Genomic DNA, 17,850 nt, shown 5'->3' on the forward strand with positions numbered 1-17,850 from the left:
TAACTCTTTCTAAAGTAAAAAACCAAACACATTCTTTCTAGAACCCATCTTTTTAGATTTTGACTGACGGCCATTGTCTTAAAAATGACATATAAATGTCACATTGTTGTCATAGCAACCTGTTGAGATAAACCAAACTGAAAAGAGGTATAAGATCATGGCCGGTTTATCTATTTGGCACGTTGTTATTTTTGCAATTGTCGTTATTTTATTATTTGGTACATCTAAATTAAAAAATATCGGTAAAGACGTAGGTGGTGCAGTAAAAGACTTTAAAAAATCAGTTCGTGAAGAAGACGAAACTGCTGCTCTTAATACTCCACGTACAATTGATGCCCAAGTCAAAACCCCTGACAGCACATCAGTGAAAAGCTAAAGGTTTTCCACCATGCTTGATGTAGGAATGACAGAGCTACTCTGTTTTGCAATTATTGCAATTTTAGTTTTAGGTCCGGATAAACTTCCAGAAGCCGCACGCTTTGCTGGTCGTTGGTATGTCCGTCTAAAACGTTATATTACCAATTTGCAAAATGAGATTGATCAAGAGTTGCGTCTTTCTGAATTTCGAAAAGAAATGCAAGAAGAACTCAACCGCATTGAAGCACTAGAACGCAAAGTACAACAACAACTTGAAGAAATACAAAAACAGACTACTTCAGACAACTCAGAAAAAGCTGAGGTAGCTGAAACTATATCTCAGTCTACAATGTACTCCCCTGTATCGGGCCATTATGAAGTGCCCTTTCTTGCCAAATTTACACCTTTGGCATCTCAAAGCGATACTTTAGAAACACCCCCCGTTAAATTGAAGATTGCCGTATGAACCAACTGCCTTCAACGACTGTAAATACGCAAGAAAATCTAGACCAAATGCCAATCATGAACCATTTGGTCGTTTTAAGACGTCATTTATTTAGGATTGTCGGGGTAACATTATTTTTATTCTTTTGCTTATTACCCTTTAGAAATAACACTTACCAATTATTATCCGAACCTTTAAGGCTGCAACTTCCCGCATCATCGTCAATGATTGCTACAGATGTGACTGCAACTTTTATGGCACCGTTCAAGCTAAATTTATTTGTCGCGCTCGTGTTGGCAATGCCATTTATTTTGTATGAAATATGGACCTTTGTGCGTCCAGCGTTGTATCAAAAAGAACGTCATTTAGCACTTCCGTTACTTATTGGTAGCATTGTTTTGTTCTATGCGGGCGTTGCTTTTGCATATTACATTACCCTTCCAGCGATTTTACATTTCTTTATTAGTGTATCGCCTGAAACGGTAGCACCTATGACGGATATTAATAGCTACCTAAGCTTTTGCTTAAAGTTATTTTTAGTTTTTGGTGTCACTTTTGAAATTCCAATCGCGACCCTCTTACTTATTTTAATAGGTGTAGTGAATACAAAGAGTCTGGCTGAAAAAAGACGTTTTATTATTGTGGGATGTTTTTTTGTAGCCATGTTCATTACCCCGCCAGATGCAATTTCTATGGTAATGTTAGCCATCCCAATGTGGTTGCTTTTTGAACTTGGATTATTGTTCGGTAAAATTCTTGAGAAAAGAAAAGCTCAATCTGCTGAATAAAAAATTATGTTTCTAAAAAGCCTGAAATTCAAAGTTCAGGCTTTTTTATATAGACCACTTTTTAATCTACAAACCTATAAACTGTCTTCAAAGTGACTTAAAAGTGTAAGAAAAGTGTCATTTCTAGTCCATAGAATCAACTCAACAAATATACTCACAAAAGTTACGGATTTATTATGACAACTGCTTCTAACCACCCAACACGTCGCGATATTTTAAAATGGTTTACGGGGATTCCTTTTCTTCCATTAGGTGCGATGGCTACGGCAGCAACGTTAGCAGGATGTAACGATAGTAATGATGATTCAGACATTACGACTCCATCAAAACCAATTAACTTTAAAAATGCAACGTTCACTTCAATGCCAGCTCCTTCTGCTGTAGCAGAGATGGCAACGACAGCATGTGCATCAAAACTTGCGATTTCATGGGAAGATGGCAGTAAAACTGAATACCAACTTGCTTACAAACCATTCTTTTTAACAGGTACAGAAGTTCCTGATGGTAAAGGCGGAAAGATTATCGCGGGTGGTTATTACGATATTAATAATAAGCCAATTATTGATAAATCAGTTGCGGGTAAAGAGCGTCAGTTTTTCTCTGACTGTCCAGACGGTAGTTCTCTGATTAGCTTCAAACAAGCGACTGGCAAAGATTTCACAGATGCAGACAAGAAAGCATTAGGTGTAACTGGCAACCCTGTATTCCATGTGGTTCAGTTTGAATATTTATCGAAGGACCAAAACGGTGGCGATACATACGGGAAATTATCATCTCCGATTGCAGTGCTTACTTTAGATCAAGACCCGAAAACTGGTCATTTGACTTTAATTAAATATCACAATGTAGACACTTCAAATGCGCATGGTTTATGGATTACTTGTGGTGCAAGTTTGTCACCATGGGGTACTCATCTTTCTAGTGAAGAATATGAACCAGATGCTTTCAACCAAAAATTAGGTCAATCACTTTCAACACTTAAAGCATTCAGTAAAAATGTGTATGGTGATGAAAATGCGGCTAATCCATATAACTACGGTCATTTACCAGAAATTACGGTAAATGCAGATGGTACTGGTCACGTGACAAAGCACTACTGTTTAGGCCGTATTTCGCATGAGCTGGTACAAGTTTTTCCAGACAATCGTACAGTCTTGATGGGCGATGACTATACCAACGGCGGTCTCTTCATGTTCGTTGCAGATAAAGAGAAAGACTTATCTGCGGGTACCCTCTACGTTGCAAAATATACAACAGTGCTTACAGATACAACGACCGGTCAGATCTCATGGATCAAACTTGGTCATGCAACGAGTGTAGAGATTGAAAACCTAATCAAGAGCGGTATTAAAGGAACTGATATTTTTGAATCAGTTCTACAAATTGCTAAATATCCAAGCGATGCAACAACAGCAGAGAAAGATGCTATTGATGCAGGTGACAAAGGTAATCCGGAACAACAAGCTTTAGCAAAAGCTGCGAAAGATCGCTTAAAACTCCAACAAGCTGCTCAAAAAGCAGAATTGGAAGCACAAGGTTTCAAATTTACTTATTTGAGCAAAACTGGTGTTTATCTCAAGCTTAAAGATAACAGCGACAAAACCAAACTTGCTGCTGCGTTCCTTGAAACACACCGCTATGCTGCTTACGTCGGTGCTTCGATGGCATTGACTAAGAACGAAGGTACGACTGTAAATATTGCAGATAAACGAGCATATTCGGCTTTAGCTAACATTGTTGATTCAATGGTTGAAGGCGGTAGTGGCTACCTTGCTGAGCACAACGTAAAATTCCCGAAAATCACAGCTGGTGGTATTTTGGAGCATAAGCTTACAGGCGGCCAAAAAGACAGCTTAAATATCGCAATCAATAGTGAATGGGTACCTAGCCAATCTAGCCTTCTCATTAAAGGTAAAGATATTAGCTTTGACACTTTAGGTAACACTGCTGACCCAGAACAGATCGCTAGCCCTGATAACTTGAAGTTCTCTGAAAAGCTACGTACGTTATTTATTGGTGAAGACTCTGGTAACCATTTGAATAACTTCTTATGGGCTTATAATGTCGACACTAAACAGCTCATTCGTATCTTGTCTACACCAGCAGGTGCAGAATCGACTGGTCTACACGCAGTCGATGAAGTGAATGGTTGGACTTACATCATGAGTAACTTCCAACATCCAGGTGATGAATGGAACCGTTTCTACAAAGAAACTAATGGTGTTCGTACTGGTATCAGTGCAGATTTACTTGCGCAAATTGATACAGCAATTAATACAAACTACAGCAACAAATTTGCAGCAGCAGTTGGCTATATCACTGCCGACCCAATTGCTCCATCTGTTGTGAAGAAATAATTTCTTTCACCAAAATAAAAGAAACCTGCCTTGTGCAGGTTTCTTTTATTTTTGACTAAACAATCAAATATTTCACTAACTTATCATCAAAACGTCAACGCCACGTCATATTCACAACCTAAGCTCATGAAGACTTTTAGAACAATCTCTTTATTTACTTACTTAGGAATTTCCCATGACAGAGCTGACGCCATATCATGAAGATCAAGAATTAGATAACAATACCTCAGACAATATCCACTTTCGTGACATTTTAGAACAACATGTAAGTCGCCGTAGTTTAATTACCAAAGCAGCAAGCGGTGCTGTAGCATTAACTTTAGCCTCTACTTTAACAGGCTGTAATGATAGTAATGATGACTCAGGTTCTAACAACGGTGGAACCCCACCTCTAGACCCAAATAAAAGACCAGAAAAACTAACATTTACACCAGTCGCTAAAAACCACAACGATATCGTGACTGTACCCGAAGGTTATGAAGCCAATGTCATTTACGCTTTAGGTGATTCAATCAACCCTGCTTTTGGTGACTGGGATGATAATAATATTCCATCAGGTCCAAGTTTCCAGTTCCGCTCTGGCGACTGCCATGACGGCATGCATTTCTTTGGTTTAAATACTTCGACAAAAGACTTTGATGAAAGTGTTTCAGCTGAAGGTTTGTTAGTAATGAATCACGAATATATTAATCAGACCTTCCTTCATCCCAAAGGTCCAACAAAAGTTGATGGACGTCGCCCTGAAGATGAAGTGATTCGTGAAACCAATGCACACGGCGTATCTGTCGTTCATATCAAAAAAGATGCAACAACTCAAAAAGTAGAAATTGTTAAAAAATCAATTTTCAACCGACGTATTACAGCATCAACCATTATGGAATTTGCTGGTGCTGCTGCTGGTTCTAGTTTGCTTGCAACTCGTTTCTCGCCTGCTGGACGTCAAACTCGCGGCACACATAATAACTGTGGTAATGGTTATACCCCTTGGGGCACGTATTTAACTACCGAAGAAAACTTTATTGGTTATTTCCAACGTTCTGGTAGCGATGAATATGCACGTACAGATGCAGAAAAAATTGCATTAAAACGTTACGGTTTAGGTGTTAAAAAAGATGAACCTTACCTTTACGAGAAAGATGAAAAAGGTGCGCCTAAAAAAGATAAAGATGGCAACGTCATTTATTTAAAAGATAAAAATGGTGAGTTAATCCCTAACGTTGATGAACAAGGGAGACAAATTTATTTAGGCACAAGTTCGCGTTACGGCTGGGAAACGGCAATTGGTCAAGTTGAATCACAAGACTTATATGACCGTTGGAATGCTGATGTAAAAGCTGCACAGGCAACACAAGACTACCGCAATGGACCTAATACATTCGGCTGGATGGTCGAGATTGATCCATTTGATAACCGCCTAAACCCAGTAAAAAGAACATCGTTAGGTCGTTTTGCACATGAAGATAGTGCTTGCCGTGCCGTTGTAGGTCAACCATTAGCATTTTATATGGGTGATGACTCTCGCGGAGAATACATCTATAAATTTGTCTCTACCGCTGTATGGGATGCCAAAGATGTAAACGGCGGCTATACGGCCGGTGACAAATATATGAACGCGGGTAAATTGTATGTTGCCAAATTTAATAACGATGGTTCAGGCCAATGGATTGAACTTGCCTATGGCAAAAACGGCTTAAATGAAAGCAACACCACCTACCCTTTCAAATCTCAAGCGGACGTTGTTACATTTGCACGTTTAGCTGGTGACTCAGTTGGTGCTACCAAAATGGACCGTCCAGAATGGTGTACTGTTAACCCAGTGAATGGCGAAATCTATGTAACTCTTACCAACAATTCGAACCGCGGTAAAGATTATGCAACTGATGCCGCTAACCCACGTAACTATACCGACCTTAAAGATGGAACAACCACCCAAAAAGGTAATGTGAACGGTCATATTATCCGTTTTAAAGAAAACGATGATAAAACGACTGCTGAAACCTTCAAATGGGATATCTACCTCTTTGGTGCAGAAGCATCTATGGCTTCAAACATTAACCTATCGGGTCTGACAGACAACAATGATTTGTCATCGCCAGATGGTATGTGGTTTGACTCACGCGGTGTGCTTTGGATTCAAACAGACGATGGTGCCTACACCGATGTTACGAACTGTATGATGCTTGCTGCACTACCGGGCCAGATTGGCGATGGTGGTACTGCAACAACCTCAAGTGGTCAACAAACGCTAGTCGGTGCTAAAGTTACAGACTCAACACTACGCCGTTTCTTAGTTGGTCCAAAACAGTGTGAAATTACAGGCATTGCCATGACACCTGACCACAAAGCTATTTTTATTAATGTTCAACATCCTGGTGAAGATTCTAAGAGTTATGCCACACCAGACAGTAACTGGCCTGCAACTCAAAAAGATCCAAGTAATAAAACTGCACGTCCACGTTCAGCAACTGTTGTGATTACCCGTAAAGATGGCGGTGTGATCGCAGGCTAATTCATTTATGCTTATAAAAATGCCGGTCAATTGATCGGCATTTTTATTGCTATCGATTTAAAAGAATCTGCTGCTGTACAATTTGACCGCTGTGCTCACCTTGTTGGGTCTTTTCTAACCAAAGCCATTCATTATTGGTCATTCTTAGAAAGTTCGAACAGCGTGTTCCATACACGGGACTTTGAATAAAGGTAGATGACAATAACTCTTCCATTTCTGCTTGAATGCCAGTATTCGGCAATAATGCCATTGTAACCTTGCGCTCATCTTCCAGAATATCCCACGCTGCGTGTTGCAAAGTTAATTCTTCTGTCTGGTGTTGAAGCATAGGCAAAAACTCTTGCGTAAACCGTGTTCGTAAATGTCTGGTTTTTTCCCAATGATCAGACATCAAGCCATTAGAAACCACATAGACTCCATTAGCTAAAACTTGAGGAGCTTCACCACGGTTACTCATATAGACAGCCTGATCAGCATTGCCCATAAACAAGTTAAAGCCAGCAAAATTTTGTTGTTGCTGTTCTAATTGTTGTGCAAAACGAATCGGCAATAAATCAGATTCTAAAAAAGCCTGAACCAAATGCCCTCGAGAAGTTTCATAAGTTTTTTGGTCTCGCCCATCACGGAAATTGGTCAAAACAGCCCATCGGCCTTGAGGTGTTACCCCCATCCAAGTACCACCCGACTGTAAGTCCTGCCCTGCAATAATTGGCGTATGTTCCCACTGATGCAATAAAGCCGTTGGTCGATGATAAAATTCGTCTCGATTTGACATAAGACACAAGGGCATATCGTCCAGAACATGCCATGCTAAAGCCACAATACACATTAATTCTTGTTCCCTATCTTTACACATTGAATGTACAACATTTTTCACATCATTCCGCTACAATCTGTCAAAACGTAAGATCAAGGAGCAGCAATGCTGACCTATCCTAATATCGATCCGGTCGCAATACACTTAGGACCTCTTCAAGTCCATTGGTATGGACTCATGTATTTATTAGCATTTTTATGTGCTTGGGGACTTGCCTCCTACCGTGCCAAACAGCGTGATGGCTGGACATCGGACATGGTTTCCGATCTGATATTTTACGGTGCTCTAGGTGTCGTTCTGGGCGGTCGTATCGGCTATGTCTTTTTCTATGAATTTGATAAATTCCTTGAAAATCCGATTTGGTTATTTCAAGTCTGGACAGGCGGTATGAGCTTCCATGGCGGCTTTTTAGGCGTCATGATTGCAATGTTATTTTGGTGTAGAAAATACCAAAAAACATGGTTCCAAACCCTCGACTTTATTGCCCCATGTGTACCAACAGGCTTAATGTTTGGACGTATTGGTAACTTCATTGGTGGAGAATTATATGGTCGTGCGGTAACAGACCCCAATTATCCATTTGGTATGATTTTCCCGACAGATCCATTACATCTAGTCCGCCATCCATCACAAATCTATCAAGCACTTTGTGAAGGTTTAATCCTATTTATTATCTTGTGGTGGTTTAGTTCAAAACCACGTCCACGCATGGCCGTTTCAGCCCTATTCTTAATGGGATATGGCGTAGCCCGCTTTGTAATGGAATTCTTCCGTCAGCCTGATGCTGACCAAGGCTTTATTCTATTTGGCTGGATGACCAAAGGACAAATTCTCACAGTTCCAATGTTGCTTATTGGTCTTTGGATGATGTGGTATGCCTACCAAAAGAAAATTTTCGATTGGGGTCCACAAAAGAATAGTTAATATCTAAATTAGAGGAGTTTCGGCTCCTCTTTTCTTTTTTTATGCTACAGTTTTTACTCTCCCAAGATGAAGATATACCATGCTGGAATTCTGGTTTAACACGCAAGTCCCAACATTTAAAAAACTAGTGATTTTAATTATTACGCTGCTTATTTGTATTGCGCTATATCAATACCAACCACTGCCGTTAGATACGATTTTGATGTTTACTGGAACTGGCGTTATTTTTTTAATCTGTCGTTACTTTAAATTTCACTTTGCTCAAAGCAACCCAACTGGTTTACTCTACCGTCTATTTACTTGGATCCCTATTGCCCTTTTGTTTGCTCTTATTTTTGTTAAAGCGATGCCGAACTTGCTGATCTGGGGTGTGCAAGGAATTGCTTTTATGGCACTTGCTGCTTTTATTTTTTCACCTCAATCGCTTTTTAAGAAATAGGTTTGGTTTTCATGTTGGCTTATTGGTACAACGCTCCGCGCCATATCAAACTCATCTTCATTGTTGCCGTTTGTGTGGCAGTTTACGTCGCTAATCAAGTTCAGCCCCTATCTCCTGTTTATACTGTACTCAGCCTTATTTTCGGTTTTGGTTTACATGCTGGACATTACTTAAATAGCAAAATTTCAAATAACAAATCATATAAATCGAGCTTTAGACTTTTAAGCAGCATCTACCCTATTTTTATCGTTGTTATTTTGATGTATCTGCTTCCTGCTCAGGACAAATGGATTCTTGCGATGCAAGCTTTAGGCTTTGTACTGGTTGGCTTTTTTCTTGTTTCGATTTATCAAAATCGTGCCAAGCGATTTGATTAATTACACCCATTGAAATGTCATAGAACCATTTTTAGATTTTCATCTTGAGCTACAACAGGTATCATCTTCAGTGGTTCATGATGAAGCAGCTCTATTGCGTAATTATTTATCGTTGAGCTATCTCCCCCTTTATTTTATGGAATTAATCCGAACTCGAGAGTGTTATGCGTGCATATTTAGACCTACTACAACATATCCTTGATAATGGCGGTGACAAAGGCGACCGTACAGGCACAGGAACCCGTTCTGTATTTGGTCATCAAATGCGTTTTGATCTCTCTAAAGGTTTTCCTTTACTCACCACAAAAAAAGTTCACTTCCGTTCTATTGTGATTGAGTTACTTTGGTTTTTAAAAGGCGATACCAACGTCCAATATCTAAAAGATAATAAAGTATCAATTTGGGATGAATGGGCGACAGCAGAACAAACTGCCCGTTTTGGCCGCCCAGAACATGAACTTGGCCCAGTTTATGGTCATCAATGGCGTAATTTCGGCGCAACCAAAAATGCCGATGGCACTTATAACCAAGATGGTTTTGACCAAATTAAATGGTTAATTAATGAAATTAAAACCAATCCGAATTCACGCCGTTTAATTATTTCTGGTTGGAACCCGAATGAAGCTGGACAAGTAGCCTTACCACCTTGCCACACGCTTTTTCAATTTTTCGTACAAGATAACAAATTGTCATGCCAGCTTTATCAACGTAGTGCAGACGTGTTTTTAGGCGTGCCTTTTAACATTGCCAGTTATGCCTTACTCACCCATATGATTGCTCAAGTGTGCGGTTTAGGAGTCGGTGACTTTGTTTGGACAGGCGGTGATACGCATCTTTATGTCAATCATTTTGAACAAGCACAACTTCAATTGACACGTGAACCTTTACCACTATGCCAATTGAAACTGAATCCAGAAGTAAAAGACTTATTTGATTTCAAATTTGAAGATGTTGAAATTGTAGGGTATGAGTCACATCCTGCAATTAAAGCACCAGTTGCAGTATAACGACGACTCAAATTTCATTAGGTTACGGTTTAGAGAATAAGATTATGGCATGGCAAAATGTAGAAGTTGTTCACGTTGTGGCAATGGACAAAAACCACTGTATTGGTAAAGGCAATGCGTTGCCATGGCATATTTCTGCCGACTTAAAACACTTTAAAGAAATCACACAAGGTGGCGTGGTCGTGATGGGCCGTAAAACCCTTGAGTCTATGGGCCGTGCTCTACCAAACCGTGTAAACTGGGTAATTACCCGTGACATTAACTGGCAATTTGACGGTGTTAAAGTTGCCTATTCAATTGAAGATGCTTTAAACGCAGCATTAGAAGATGTAAAAAATACTGAAAAGCAGGCATTGTTCATCATTGGTGGCGGTGAGATATTTAAGCAAACTTTGTCGATTGCAGACCGTCTTGAACTCACTCATGTTGACTTAGATGTGCAAGGTGATGCACATTATCCAACAATACCGAGTGAATTTCATAAAACTGCGAGTGAACAGCAAGTTGATGAAAAATCAGGAACTTCATTCGAATTTGCCACATATAAAAAATAATTCTATGGATGCCTATGCACAATATCGGAACACGTGAATTTATTACTGCCCTACTTTTGGGGCTATTACATAGTCTATTCACGCTGTTTATTGTGCTCTCCAGCATTTGGATATGTGTAGCGCTCTGGGTCCAACAACCTTTTGGCTGGTTAGGCAGCCGCATACTCATTGGCATCTGGATTGCTTTTGCGCTCAGTATGGCTGGCTTATATGTTGAAGGCCATATTATTAGTCGCCGTACAGACATCCTGATTTATCTTTTGGCATTTGCCTGCTCTCTTGTTTGGTATTTTTCGATTACTGCACGCCAAGACCGCGACTGGAACCCTGAAGTTGCCAATATGCTGAGCTACGAAAAGCATGGCGATGTGATTACCCTGCATAATGTTCGTAACTTCAACTGGCATCCCGATGGTACTTATGATGTGCGGTGGGAAACTCGAACTTTTGACCTTAACCAGTTGAATGGCATAAACATCATTGCCTCTTACTGGATGGGACCACAAATTGCTCATACATTGGTCAGCTTTGAATTTACCAATCAGCAACCTTTAGTCTTCTCAATCGAGATTCGTAAAGAAAAAACCGAAGAATTTTCGGCAATTGGTGGATTTTTTAGGAAATATGAACTTAGTCTAATTGCTTCTGATGAAAAAGATATTGTGTACACGCGCAGTAACATCCGCAAAGAGCAAGTTTATAATTTCCCTATCAACATGCCACGTCGCGAGCAAAAAGCTTTATTTTTAGAATATCTAAAGAAATCAGATGAACTTCGCGCAGAGCCTAAGTGGTACAACACCCTCACCAGTAACTGCACCACCTTAATTTTTGATATGGTTCAAGCCATTAACCCATATCAGCTTCCTAAAGATTATCGTCTAATCGCTTCAGGTTACTTACCTAATTATTTATATGATCTTAAAGCCCTTAATCAAACTATCAGTTTAAAACAGTGGTATCAAATTGCACACATCAACCCACGTACTGAAAATTTTGAACAGCTTTCAGATCAGAGTAGCGAACATTTCTCTCAAATCGTTCGACAAGGTTTACCAAAACCGAAATAAGTAATGCACTTTTCTTTACTTTTTTATACATGCTTTACTTTGTATTTTAAATACATAACCCCTATTGTAATAGGCAGGAAATAGAGGAAAAAACAATGCAACAAGCCTTATTTGGCGGCGGCTGCTTTTGGTGCGTCGAAGCCGTTTTTTTACAAATTCGTGGTGTAGAAAAAGTAACTAGTGGTTATGCGGGTGGGCATACAACTCATCCAACTTATGAGCAAGTCTGCCAAGGAGATACTCAGCATGCTGAGGTGATCTTGGTTGATTTTGATGAAGAGCAAGTAACATACTCCCAGTTACTCGATGTGTTCTTTGCGACTCACGATCCAACGACTTTAAATCGCCAAGGTAATGATATTGGCACGCAATACCGCTCTGTTATTTACTATTATAATGAAGAGCAAAAGCAGGCAGCAGAACATACGATTCAAACTCTAAAAGATGACGAGCTTGATATTGTGACTGAGTTGTCTCCTGTCCCGACATTCTATCCAGCCGAAGAATATCATCAGAATTACTATGCAAAGAATCCTTCACAAGGTTATTGCAACTTTGCGATTCCACCTAAGTTGCTCAAGCTATATAGTAAATTCCAACATCTTATGAAAGATCAATAAATTAGAGCAATAAAAAAGCAACCGATTTGGTTGCTTTTTTATTAGGTAAACTAAATTTTAGTTTTCACTGACAAAGGCAATATCGCTCAGTCCGGCTTCACTTGCGCGAGACATTACCTGTGCAACAGTATCGTACTTCGACTCTTTATCAGCACGAAGTTGAACTGTTGGTTTAACATCACCTTGACCTGCTTCTTGAAAACGTTTTTGAAGCTCATCTAGGCTAATTATTTGAGTATCCCAAGCCACTTCACCATTTGCATTAATACTAATCGTAATTGCTTTTGGTGGTGGATCAATAATTTCAGCAGTTGTTTTAGGAAGCGTTAATGGAATCGATGGGTTGGCAACTGTTGCTGTGACCAAAAAGATGATCATTAACACCAACATAATGTCGATTAGCGGAATGAGGTTCATCTCATTTATGCCACTATCGTGGTCTTCACCCAATTGAAAAGCCATTAAGCTTGACCTCCAACATAACTTTGCTGTGCAGTTTTAACATCAGACTTTACAGTAGAATCTTGCTGCAACATCGTGTCAATTAACAAGCTGTGTGCTTGATCTTGTAAATCATGAGCAAGACCACGGTTAGCACGTACACAGATGTTGTAAGCCAATACCGCAGGAATCGCAACTGCAAGACCAAGGCCCGTCATAATAAGCGCTTCACCTACTGGTGTAGCCACTTGAGCCAAACCTGCTTGTCCACTTTTACCTACGGCAACAAGTGCATGGAAAATACCCCATACCGTACCAAACAAACCAACGAATGGTGCAATTGAAGCAATTGTTCCTAAAACAGAAATACCTTTCTCAGCATTGACTTTTTCAGCAGAAATTTGACGAAGTAGCGCCTGCTCTGCAACCGCTTTACGTTGCTCAAAACTTAATGGTTGTAACTTTGCTTTTAGCGAAGTAATAGCCTGAGAAAGTTGAGCATAAGCTTGTTGCTTTAATTGGCGAGTCCCCATCAAACGTAAGATGAAAACTGTCCAAGTAGCAATCGACATTGCCAATAAGATGAAATACAGGGTTTTACTCACTGCATCTGCATGTTGCCAATAGATTGAAAAGTTCATATGAACTCCTGATTAAGGTTAGCCGTTGGGACTCAAATTCATTTAAGGGGTTAAATCAAAAGGTTGCTCTGCTTTTATTGGGTAAGCAACCCCGTTTTCCATATAAGGTTTAAATTTCGCACCGCGAACAGCACGGACAACTTTGTCATCTAGACTTGAAATACCACTACTTCTGGTCACTCGCACATTAATAATCTTGCCTTTTTCATCGGCTTCAATCAGTACCATGATAGAGCGTGCTTCGCCTTGTAAATCTTTTGAAGAAACTGTTAATCGTGGTGAACGACTCCACTGTACACCCGAACCACCAATCGAAACTCGTTTTGGTGATGGATCTGGAGCAGGTTGAGCTTTAGGCGCTTCTTGTACCACTGGCTTTGGTTTTTCAACGACTTTTTCAGTGACTGTTGTGGTCGTTGTCACCACTTTGGTTTCAACTTTAGGTTCTGTCTTTACCGTTTGTTTTGGTGTCTCAGCCTTTTTCACCTGTTGAATCTTTTCCACTTTTTTAGGTGGAGTCACAGGTTTTTCAACAACTTTAACTTCTTTTACCTCTTTCTTAGGTTCCGGTTTTTTTGGCGGTTCCTTTGGTTTAGGAGGTAAAGGTTTTGGCTGATCTTGAATTTTTACAAAACGTACCTGTAAAGGTTTTTTCTCGATTGGCTTTAATTCAGCAGGCTTAATATGGCTAACTGCCCATAAGACCCCGATATGACCAATTGCAACCGCAATTAGTGCTGTGATGACTTTCTTTTTCATCGGATTGGGAGCGTTTAAGGCTGCGGAAGATTGACTCATAAGAATCTAATTACCTAATGGATGATGATTTCAGCTTTCTATTTATAGAAACGATTTCAAACATCGGATAGAACAATAAAGTGCCACAATAATAAATGAGAAGTGTTTTCATTTGCAACTATTTTTTGAGAAAAACATTTACTCTGTGTCATAGCTTTGTGCCTGCTGAGTGTCTTTGCTTTAGTTTTCTCATAGTTACATGAATAGATACCTCCTGTTCACAATTTGTTTAGTCAAACTTAAATAGTTAGACTAATTACACTATGAACAGATTGAATCCTATCATGAATTCACTCAATAATGATATGTTATATCATTTCAATCACATTTTAGATATAAAAAAACACGCAAGAAGCGTGCTTTTTTAGAATACGTGTTATTTAAAAAACAACCGTCTTATTACCATCAACAATAATACGGTCTTCTAAATGCCACTTCACTGCGCGAGCCAATACATTGCGCTCTACATCTTCACCAAGCTCACGTAATTGCTCAACATTATAGTCATGACTCACACGCTCAACGTCTTGCTCAATAATTGGGCCTTGATCAAGGTCAGCAGTCACATAGTGAGCTGTCGCACCAATCAACTTCACACCTTTTTCATAAGCTTGCTTATATGGATTGGCACCCACAAAAGCTGGCAAGAAAGAATGGTGAATATTGATGATTTTCATTTCCCATTTCGCAACAAAATCTTCGCTTAAAATCTGCATGTAACGTGCAAGAACTAATAAATCATTGCCTTGCATCATTTCATCAATTTGCGCATAAGCTTCAGCTTTATTGTCTTTAGTGACTTTAATTACAGAAAATGGAATACCGAAGTTTTCGACAGATTCACGTAAATCTTCATGATTTGAAATGACATGAGTAATTTCACAAGGTAACGAACCGCGTGCATGACGCCATAACAACTCAAGCAATGCATGGTCAACTTTAGAAACTAAAATACCAACTTTTTTAACATCCCCTACGAAAGCAAGACGCCATTGCATGCTATAACGCTCCGCAACGTTCGCAGCAAAAGTTTGAATTAATGCATCTTTACGCGACTGTAAATGATCAAGTTCAAATTCAACACGCATGAAATAACGTCCGCCCTGAGCTTCCGTCGCATACTGATCAAGCGCGGTAATGTTTGCACCTTGATGATACAAAAAGCTCGATACCGCTTGTACGATCCCTGGCTTGTCTTCACAAGTAATCAGTAAACGGGCTGTATTGGCAGTGGTCATATTCATTTGGTTAATATCACTTAATTGAGATAAATTTTTTAATAGGCCGAGTATTCTAGCGCCCTAAATAAACAAGCACAACTATTCGTCTTTTAAGGACGATAAGCTAGCAAATAGATCTGAAGGTCCAAGAGATTCAAGCAACTGCTCATAAGTTGCTCGGCTTTCACCCATAAGATAAGGGCCTTCAAGGAAAACCATTTGACGTAATGCTTGCCAAACCCATTTTTCTTCTAAATGGTTATTGTCACTAATATGACCAGACATATACAAAAAGTTTGTCCAGTTTGTTAATACAATCCAGAGGTTAATAATAAGTGCTTCAATTTCCGATGGCGTCATTTTCATAAGGCCTGCATCTACAAAGGCTTGATAAATTCTTTGCCCCTGCTGCATGACTTGCCCTGCAAAACGTGGATAAATCTTTTTAAAGTCTTCGTTACTTTCAACTAAATGATAAACATCACGATGAATAAAACGGTAACTCCATAACTGGCCACTTAACACTTGAAAATAGTTGATTTTATCATTAGTTGTTAATGGTCTATCGTCAGGTAAAGAAAGTACTTCCAAAGTCTCGGCCTGATATTGATACATTAATTCCTTAATGATTTCATGCTTATTCCGGAAATGATAATACAAGTTTCCGGGACTGATACCTAACTCCGCAGCAATATGATTGGTTGTAACCGACCGTTCACCTCGCTCGTTAAAAAGCTGCAAACTGATTTGTAAAATCCGGTCTTTTGTCTTCAGAGCTTTAGGTTGAGACATTTTAATAACCTTTAATAATTCAAATGGTTAAGACTTGAACACATAAACTGACTTGACTATTTAGAGTATTTACTCTAAAAAATAAACATATCAATGTATTTGGTAAGTACCGATGAACAGTCAAACAAAAACAAATCCAGAGACTCAGCTTCCTTATGATGTTAAGCATTTACATGACTTGCTTGAACATCAAAAGCTTGCTTATTTACGTCATCCGGTACCCACTGCTAAAGAGCGTATTGATCGTTTAGCTCGTCTTAAAAGAGTCTTGGTAAAATATCAAGATCAGATTGCCGACGCAATTAACCTTGATTATGGCAATCGTGCAGTTATGGAAACAAAAATTGGTGAGTTACTCACCAGTTTGGAACAAATCAAATATTATAGTAAACATCTGACAGCGTGGATGAAACCTTCAAAACGCCATATCAGTGTATTACATCAACCAGCAAAAGGTTGGGTACAATATCAACCTATGGGTGTAATTGGTATTATTACACCATGGAACTACCCATTGCTGCTTTCAGTTGGACCATTAATCTGTGCGCTGGCAGCAGGCAACCATGCCATGATCAAGATTTCTAGTGCCTCTCCAAATTTTGGGCGAGTCCTTGAAAGTGTATTAGCAGAAGCCTTTCCACAAGAATTAGTTGCTGTGGTGAATGGTGGTGGCGTTATTTCAGACGCTTTTAGTCACTTGCCTTTTGACAAAATGATTTTCACAGGCTCAACCTCTGTTGGTAAAACAGTGATGGCAGCCGCAGCTCAAAATCTGGTTCCTGTTATTCTTGAGTTAGGTGGGAAATCTCCTGCACTTGTGCATGCATCTATGGATATGAAAGATGTGGCTCAACGTATTGCTGTAGGTAAATTATGGAATGCAGGACAAACTTGTGTTGCACCTGACCATATTTTCTTACCACGCGGGAAAACTGCTGAGTTCATCGAAAACTTTAAATTGATTGTGGCTGGTATGTACCCACATTTCCGCAATAATCAAGATTACACTTCTATTATTAATGACAAGCAATACAACCGCATTCAGGGCTATCTTGAAAATGCCCGCGATCAAGGTGCTCGTATTGTTGAAATTAACCCTCAAAATGAAATTTTAGATGATGTACGCAAAATTCCACCAACTTTAGTGACTGGAGTCACTACGGCAATGGATATTATGCAAAATGAAATTTTTGGTCCCGTTCTACCAATTTTAGAATATGACCAAATAGAAGAAGTCATCGAATTTATTAATAGTCGTCCACGTCCTTTAGCTATGTATTATTTCGACTATGATCAGGCGCGTGCTGATTATGTTGCACAGCACACCCACTCAGGGCATTTCGGAATCAACATGGTCATTACCCATGTGGCTCAGGATGATTTACCCTTTGGAGGGATTGGGGCATCAGGTATGGGTAAATATCACGGACCAGAGGGCTTTTTTAGCCTTTCTCATGAACGTTCGGTGATGTCAAATCCAAAACTTTATAGTCTTAAATACATTCTTCCACCGTTCAATAAGCCCATTCATCGTTTCATTTCGAAAACCTTGTTGCGCTAACTGATCAAGGCATGATCTGTTATACTAAATCATGCCTCGTTTTTACCAATTCCGCTTGTCTTTTAATCGTATTTTTGGTATAAAACGCCCCTTGAATGAATTCATCCGTTTACATTTAGTATGACTGGCCACA

18 protein-coding genes and 1 pseudogene are annotated in these 17,850 nt (G+C 39.5%); 13 read left to right on the top strand and 6 right to left on the bottom strand.

The genetic code is table 11. The features are described 5' to 3' along the window. The first annotated feature begins 157 nt into the window (after positions 1 to 157). From ACB088_RS13845 to ACB088_RS13865, 5 genes are all read left to right on the top strand, one after another. Positions 158 to 376 (top strand): Sec-independent protein translocase subunit TatA, encoded by a 219-nt coding sequence (locus tag ACB088_RS13845; protein WP_004794775.1) that lies wholly within the window; start codon positions 158 to 160, stop codon positions 374 to 376. Positions 377 to 388: 12 nt separating this feature from the next. Beyond that, positions 389 to 823 carry a Sec-independent protein translocase protein TatB gene (tatB, locus tag ACB088_RS13850; protein ID WP_017391305.1) on the top strand — a complete coding sequence of 145 codons (435 nt, stop codon included), beginning with the start codon at positions 389 to 391 and terminating at the stop codon, positions 821 to 823. Then, on the top strand, positions 820 to 1,590 hold the full coding sequence (gene tatC, locus ACB088_RS13855) for a twin-arginine translocase subunit TatC (RefSeq protein WP_004794778.1): 771 nt from the start codon (positions 820 to 822) through the stop codon (positions 1,588 to 1,590). Before tatB ends, tatC begins: the two co-directional genes overlap by 4 nt. A 176-nt stretch (positions 1,591 to 1,766) precedes the next feature. Beyond that, positions 1,767 to 3,947, top strand: a complete 2,181-nt coding sequence (locus ACB088_RS13860) for a PhoX family phosphatase (protein WP_199990046.1) — start codon at positions 1,767 to 1,769, stop codon at positions 3,945 to 3,947. 175 nt (positions 3,948 to 4,122) lie between these two features. After that, positions 4,123 to 6,456 carry a PhoX family phosphatase gene (locus ACB088_RS13865; protein WP_375037245.1) on the top strand — a complete coding sequence of 778 codons (2,334 nt, stop codon included), beginning with the start codon at positions 4,123 to 4,125 and terminating at the stop codon, positions 6,454 to 6,456. Between the two features lie 49 nt (positions 6,457 to 6,505). Here ACB088_RS13865 and ACB088_RS13870 read toward each other — a convergent pair whose 3' ends face one another. Continuing rightward, entirely contained in the window at positions 6,506 to 7,285 is a 780-nt protein-coding gene (locus ACB088_RS13870; RefSeq protein WP_375038812.1) for an NRDE family protein, read from the bottom strand. Between the two features lie 93 nt (positions 7,286 to 7,378). Between ACB088_RS13870 and lgt the strand changes: the two genes are divergently transcribed. The 7 genes and pseudogenes from lgt to msrA all read left to right on the top strand — a co-directional run bounded on the left by lgt (position 7,379) and on the right by msrA (position 12,264). After that, on the top strand, positions 7,379 to 8,197 hold the full coding sequence (gene lgt / locus ACB088_RS13875; protein WP_307011888.1) for a prolipoprotein diacylglyceryl transferase: 819 nt from the start codon (positions 7,379 to 7,381) through the stop codon (positions 8,195 to 8,197). A 79-nt stretch (positions 8,198 to 8,276) separates the two neighbouring features. Beyond that, positions 8,277 to 8,636: a hypothetical protein gene (locus ACB088_RS13880; protein WP_375037246.1), complete on the top strand. Its 360-nt coding sequence runs from the start codon at positions 8,277 to 8,279 to the stop codon at positions 8,634 to 8,636. Between the two features lie 11 nt (positions 8,637 to 8,647). Continuing rightward, a pseudogene (locus tag ACB088_RS13885) lies at positions 8,648 to 9,017 on the top strand (hypothetical protein); the annotation flags it as partial. 160 nt (positions 9,018 to 9,177) lie between these two features. Further along, on the top strand, positions 9,178 to 10,020 hold the full coding sequence (gene thyA / locus ACB088_RS13890) for a thymidylate synthase (RefSeq protein WP_003654809.1): 843 nt from the start codon (positions 9,178 to 9,180) through the stop codon (positions 10,018 to 10,020). Positions 10,021 to 10,064: 44 nt separating this feature from the next. After that, entirely contained in the window at positions 10,065 to 10,574 is a 510-nt protein-coding gene (locus ACB088_RS13895) for a dihydrofolate reductase (RefSeq protein WP_003654807.1), read from the top strand. Positions 10,575 to 10,588: 14 nt separating this feature from the next. Beyond that, the gene (locus ACB088_RS13900; protein ID WP_307011891.1) at positions 10,589 to 11,644 is read left to right on the top strand and encodes a DUF4105 domain-containing protein; all 1,056 of its coding nucleotides are present in this window, start codon (positions 10,589 to 10,591) and stop codon (positions 11,642 to 11,644) included. Between the two features lie 95 nt (positions 11,645 to 11,739). Further along, a complete protein-coding gene (gene msrA / locus ACB088_RS13905; RefSeq protein WP_199990042.1) occupies positions 11,740 to 12,264 on the top strand; it encodes a peptide-methionine (S)-S-oxide reductase MsrA in 525 nt (174 codons plus the stop codon). 57 nt (positions 12,265 to 12,321) lie between these two features. Here msrA and ACB088_RS13910 read toward each other — a convergent pair whose 3' ends face one another. The 5 genes from ACB088_RS13910 to ACB088_RS13930 form a co-directional block, all read right to left on the bottom strand. Continuing rightward, positions 12,322 to 12,726, bottom strand: a complete 405-nt coding sequence (locus ACB088_RS13910) for an ExbD/TolR family protein (protein ID WP_375037247.1) — start codon at positions 12,724 to 12,726, stop codon at positions 12,322 to 12,324. Next, positions 12,726 to 13,346, bottom strand: coding sequence for a MotA/TolQ/ExbB proton channel family protein (locus tag ACB088_RS13915; protein ID WP_004641039.1), 621 nt, complete (start codon positions 13,344 to 13,346; stop codon positions 12,726 to 12,728). Before ACB088_RS13915 ends, ACB088_RS13910 begins: the two co-directional genes overlap by 1 nt. A 42-nt stretch (positions 13,347 to 13,388) precedes the next feature. Continuing rightward, complete coding sequence (locus tag ACB088_RS13920) at positions 13,389 to 14,144, bottom strand: TonB family protein (protein WP_375037248.1); 756 nt, start codon at positions 14,142 to 14,144, stop codon at positions 13,389 to 13,391. Between the two features lie 380 nt (positions 14,145 to 14,524). Beyond that, on the bottom strand, positions 14,525 to 15,388 hold the full coding sequence (purU, locus tag ACB088_RS13925) for a formyltetrahydrofolate deformylase (protein ID WP_004641036.1): 864 nt from the start codon (positions 15,386 to 15,388) through the stop codon (positions 14,525 to 14,527). A gap of 75 nt (positions 15,389 to 15,463) precedes the next feature. Then, entirely contained in the window at positions 15,464 to 16,156 is a 693-nt protein-coding gene (locus tag ACB088_RS13930; RefSeq protein ID WP_004641034.1) for a TetR/AcrR family transcriptional regulator, read from the bottom strand. A gap of 112 nt (positions 16,157 to 16,268) precedes the next feature. Here ACB088_RS13930 and ACB088_RS13935 point away from each other — a divergent pair, with 112 nt between their 5' ends. Further along, complete coding sequence (locus ACB088_RS13935) at positions 16,269 to 17,717, top strand: coniferyl aldehyde dehydrogenase (protein WP_209831519.1); 1,449 nt, start codon at positions 16,269 to 16,271, stop codon at positions 17,715 to 17,717. Positions 17,718 to 17,850: the final 133 nt, after the last annotated feature.

This window comes from Acinetobacter sp. RW6 (genome assembly GCF_041956835.1).
Lineage (GTDB): Bacteria > Pseudomonadota > Gammaproteobacteria > Pseudomonadales > Moraxellaceae > Acinetobacter > Acinetobacter calcoaceticus.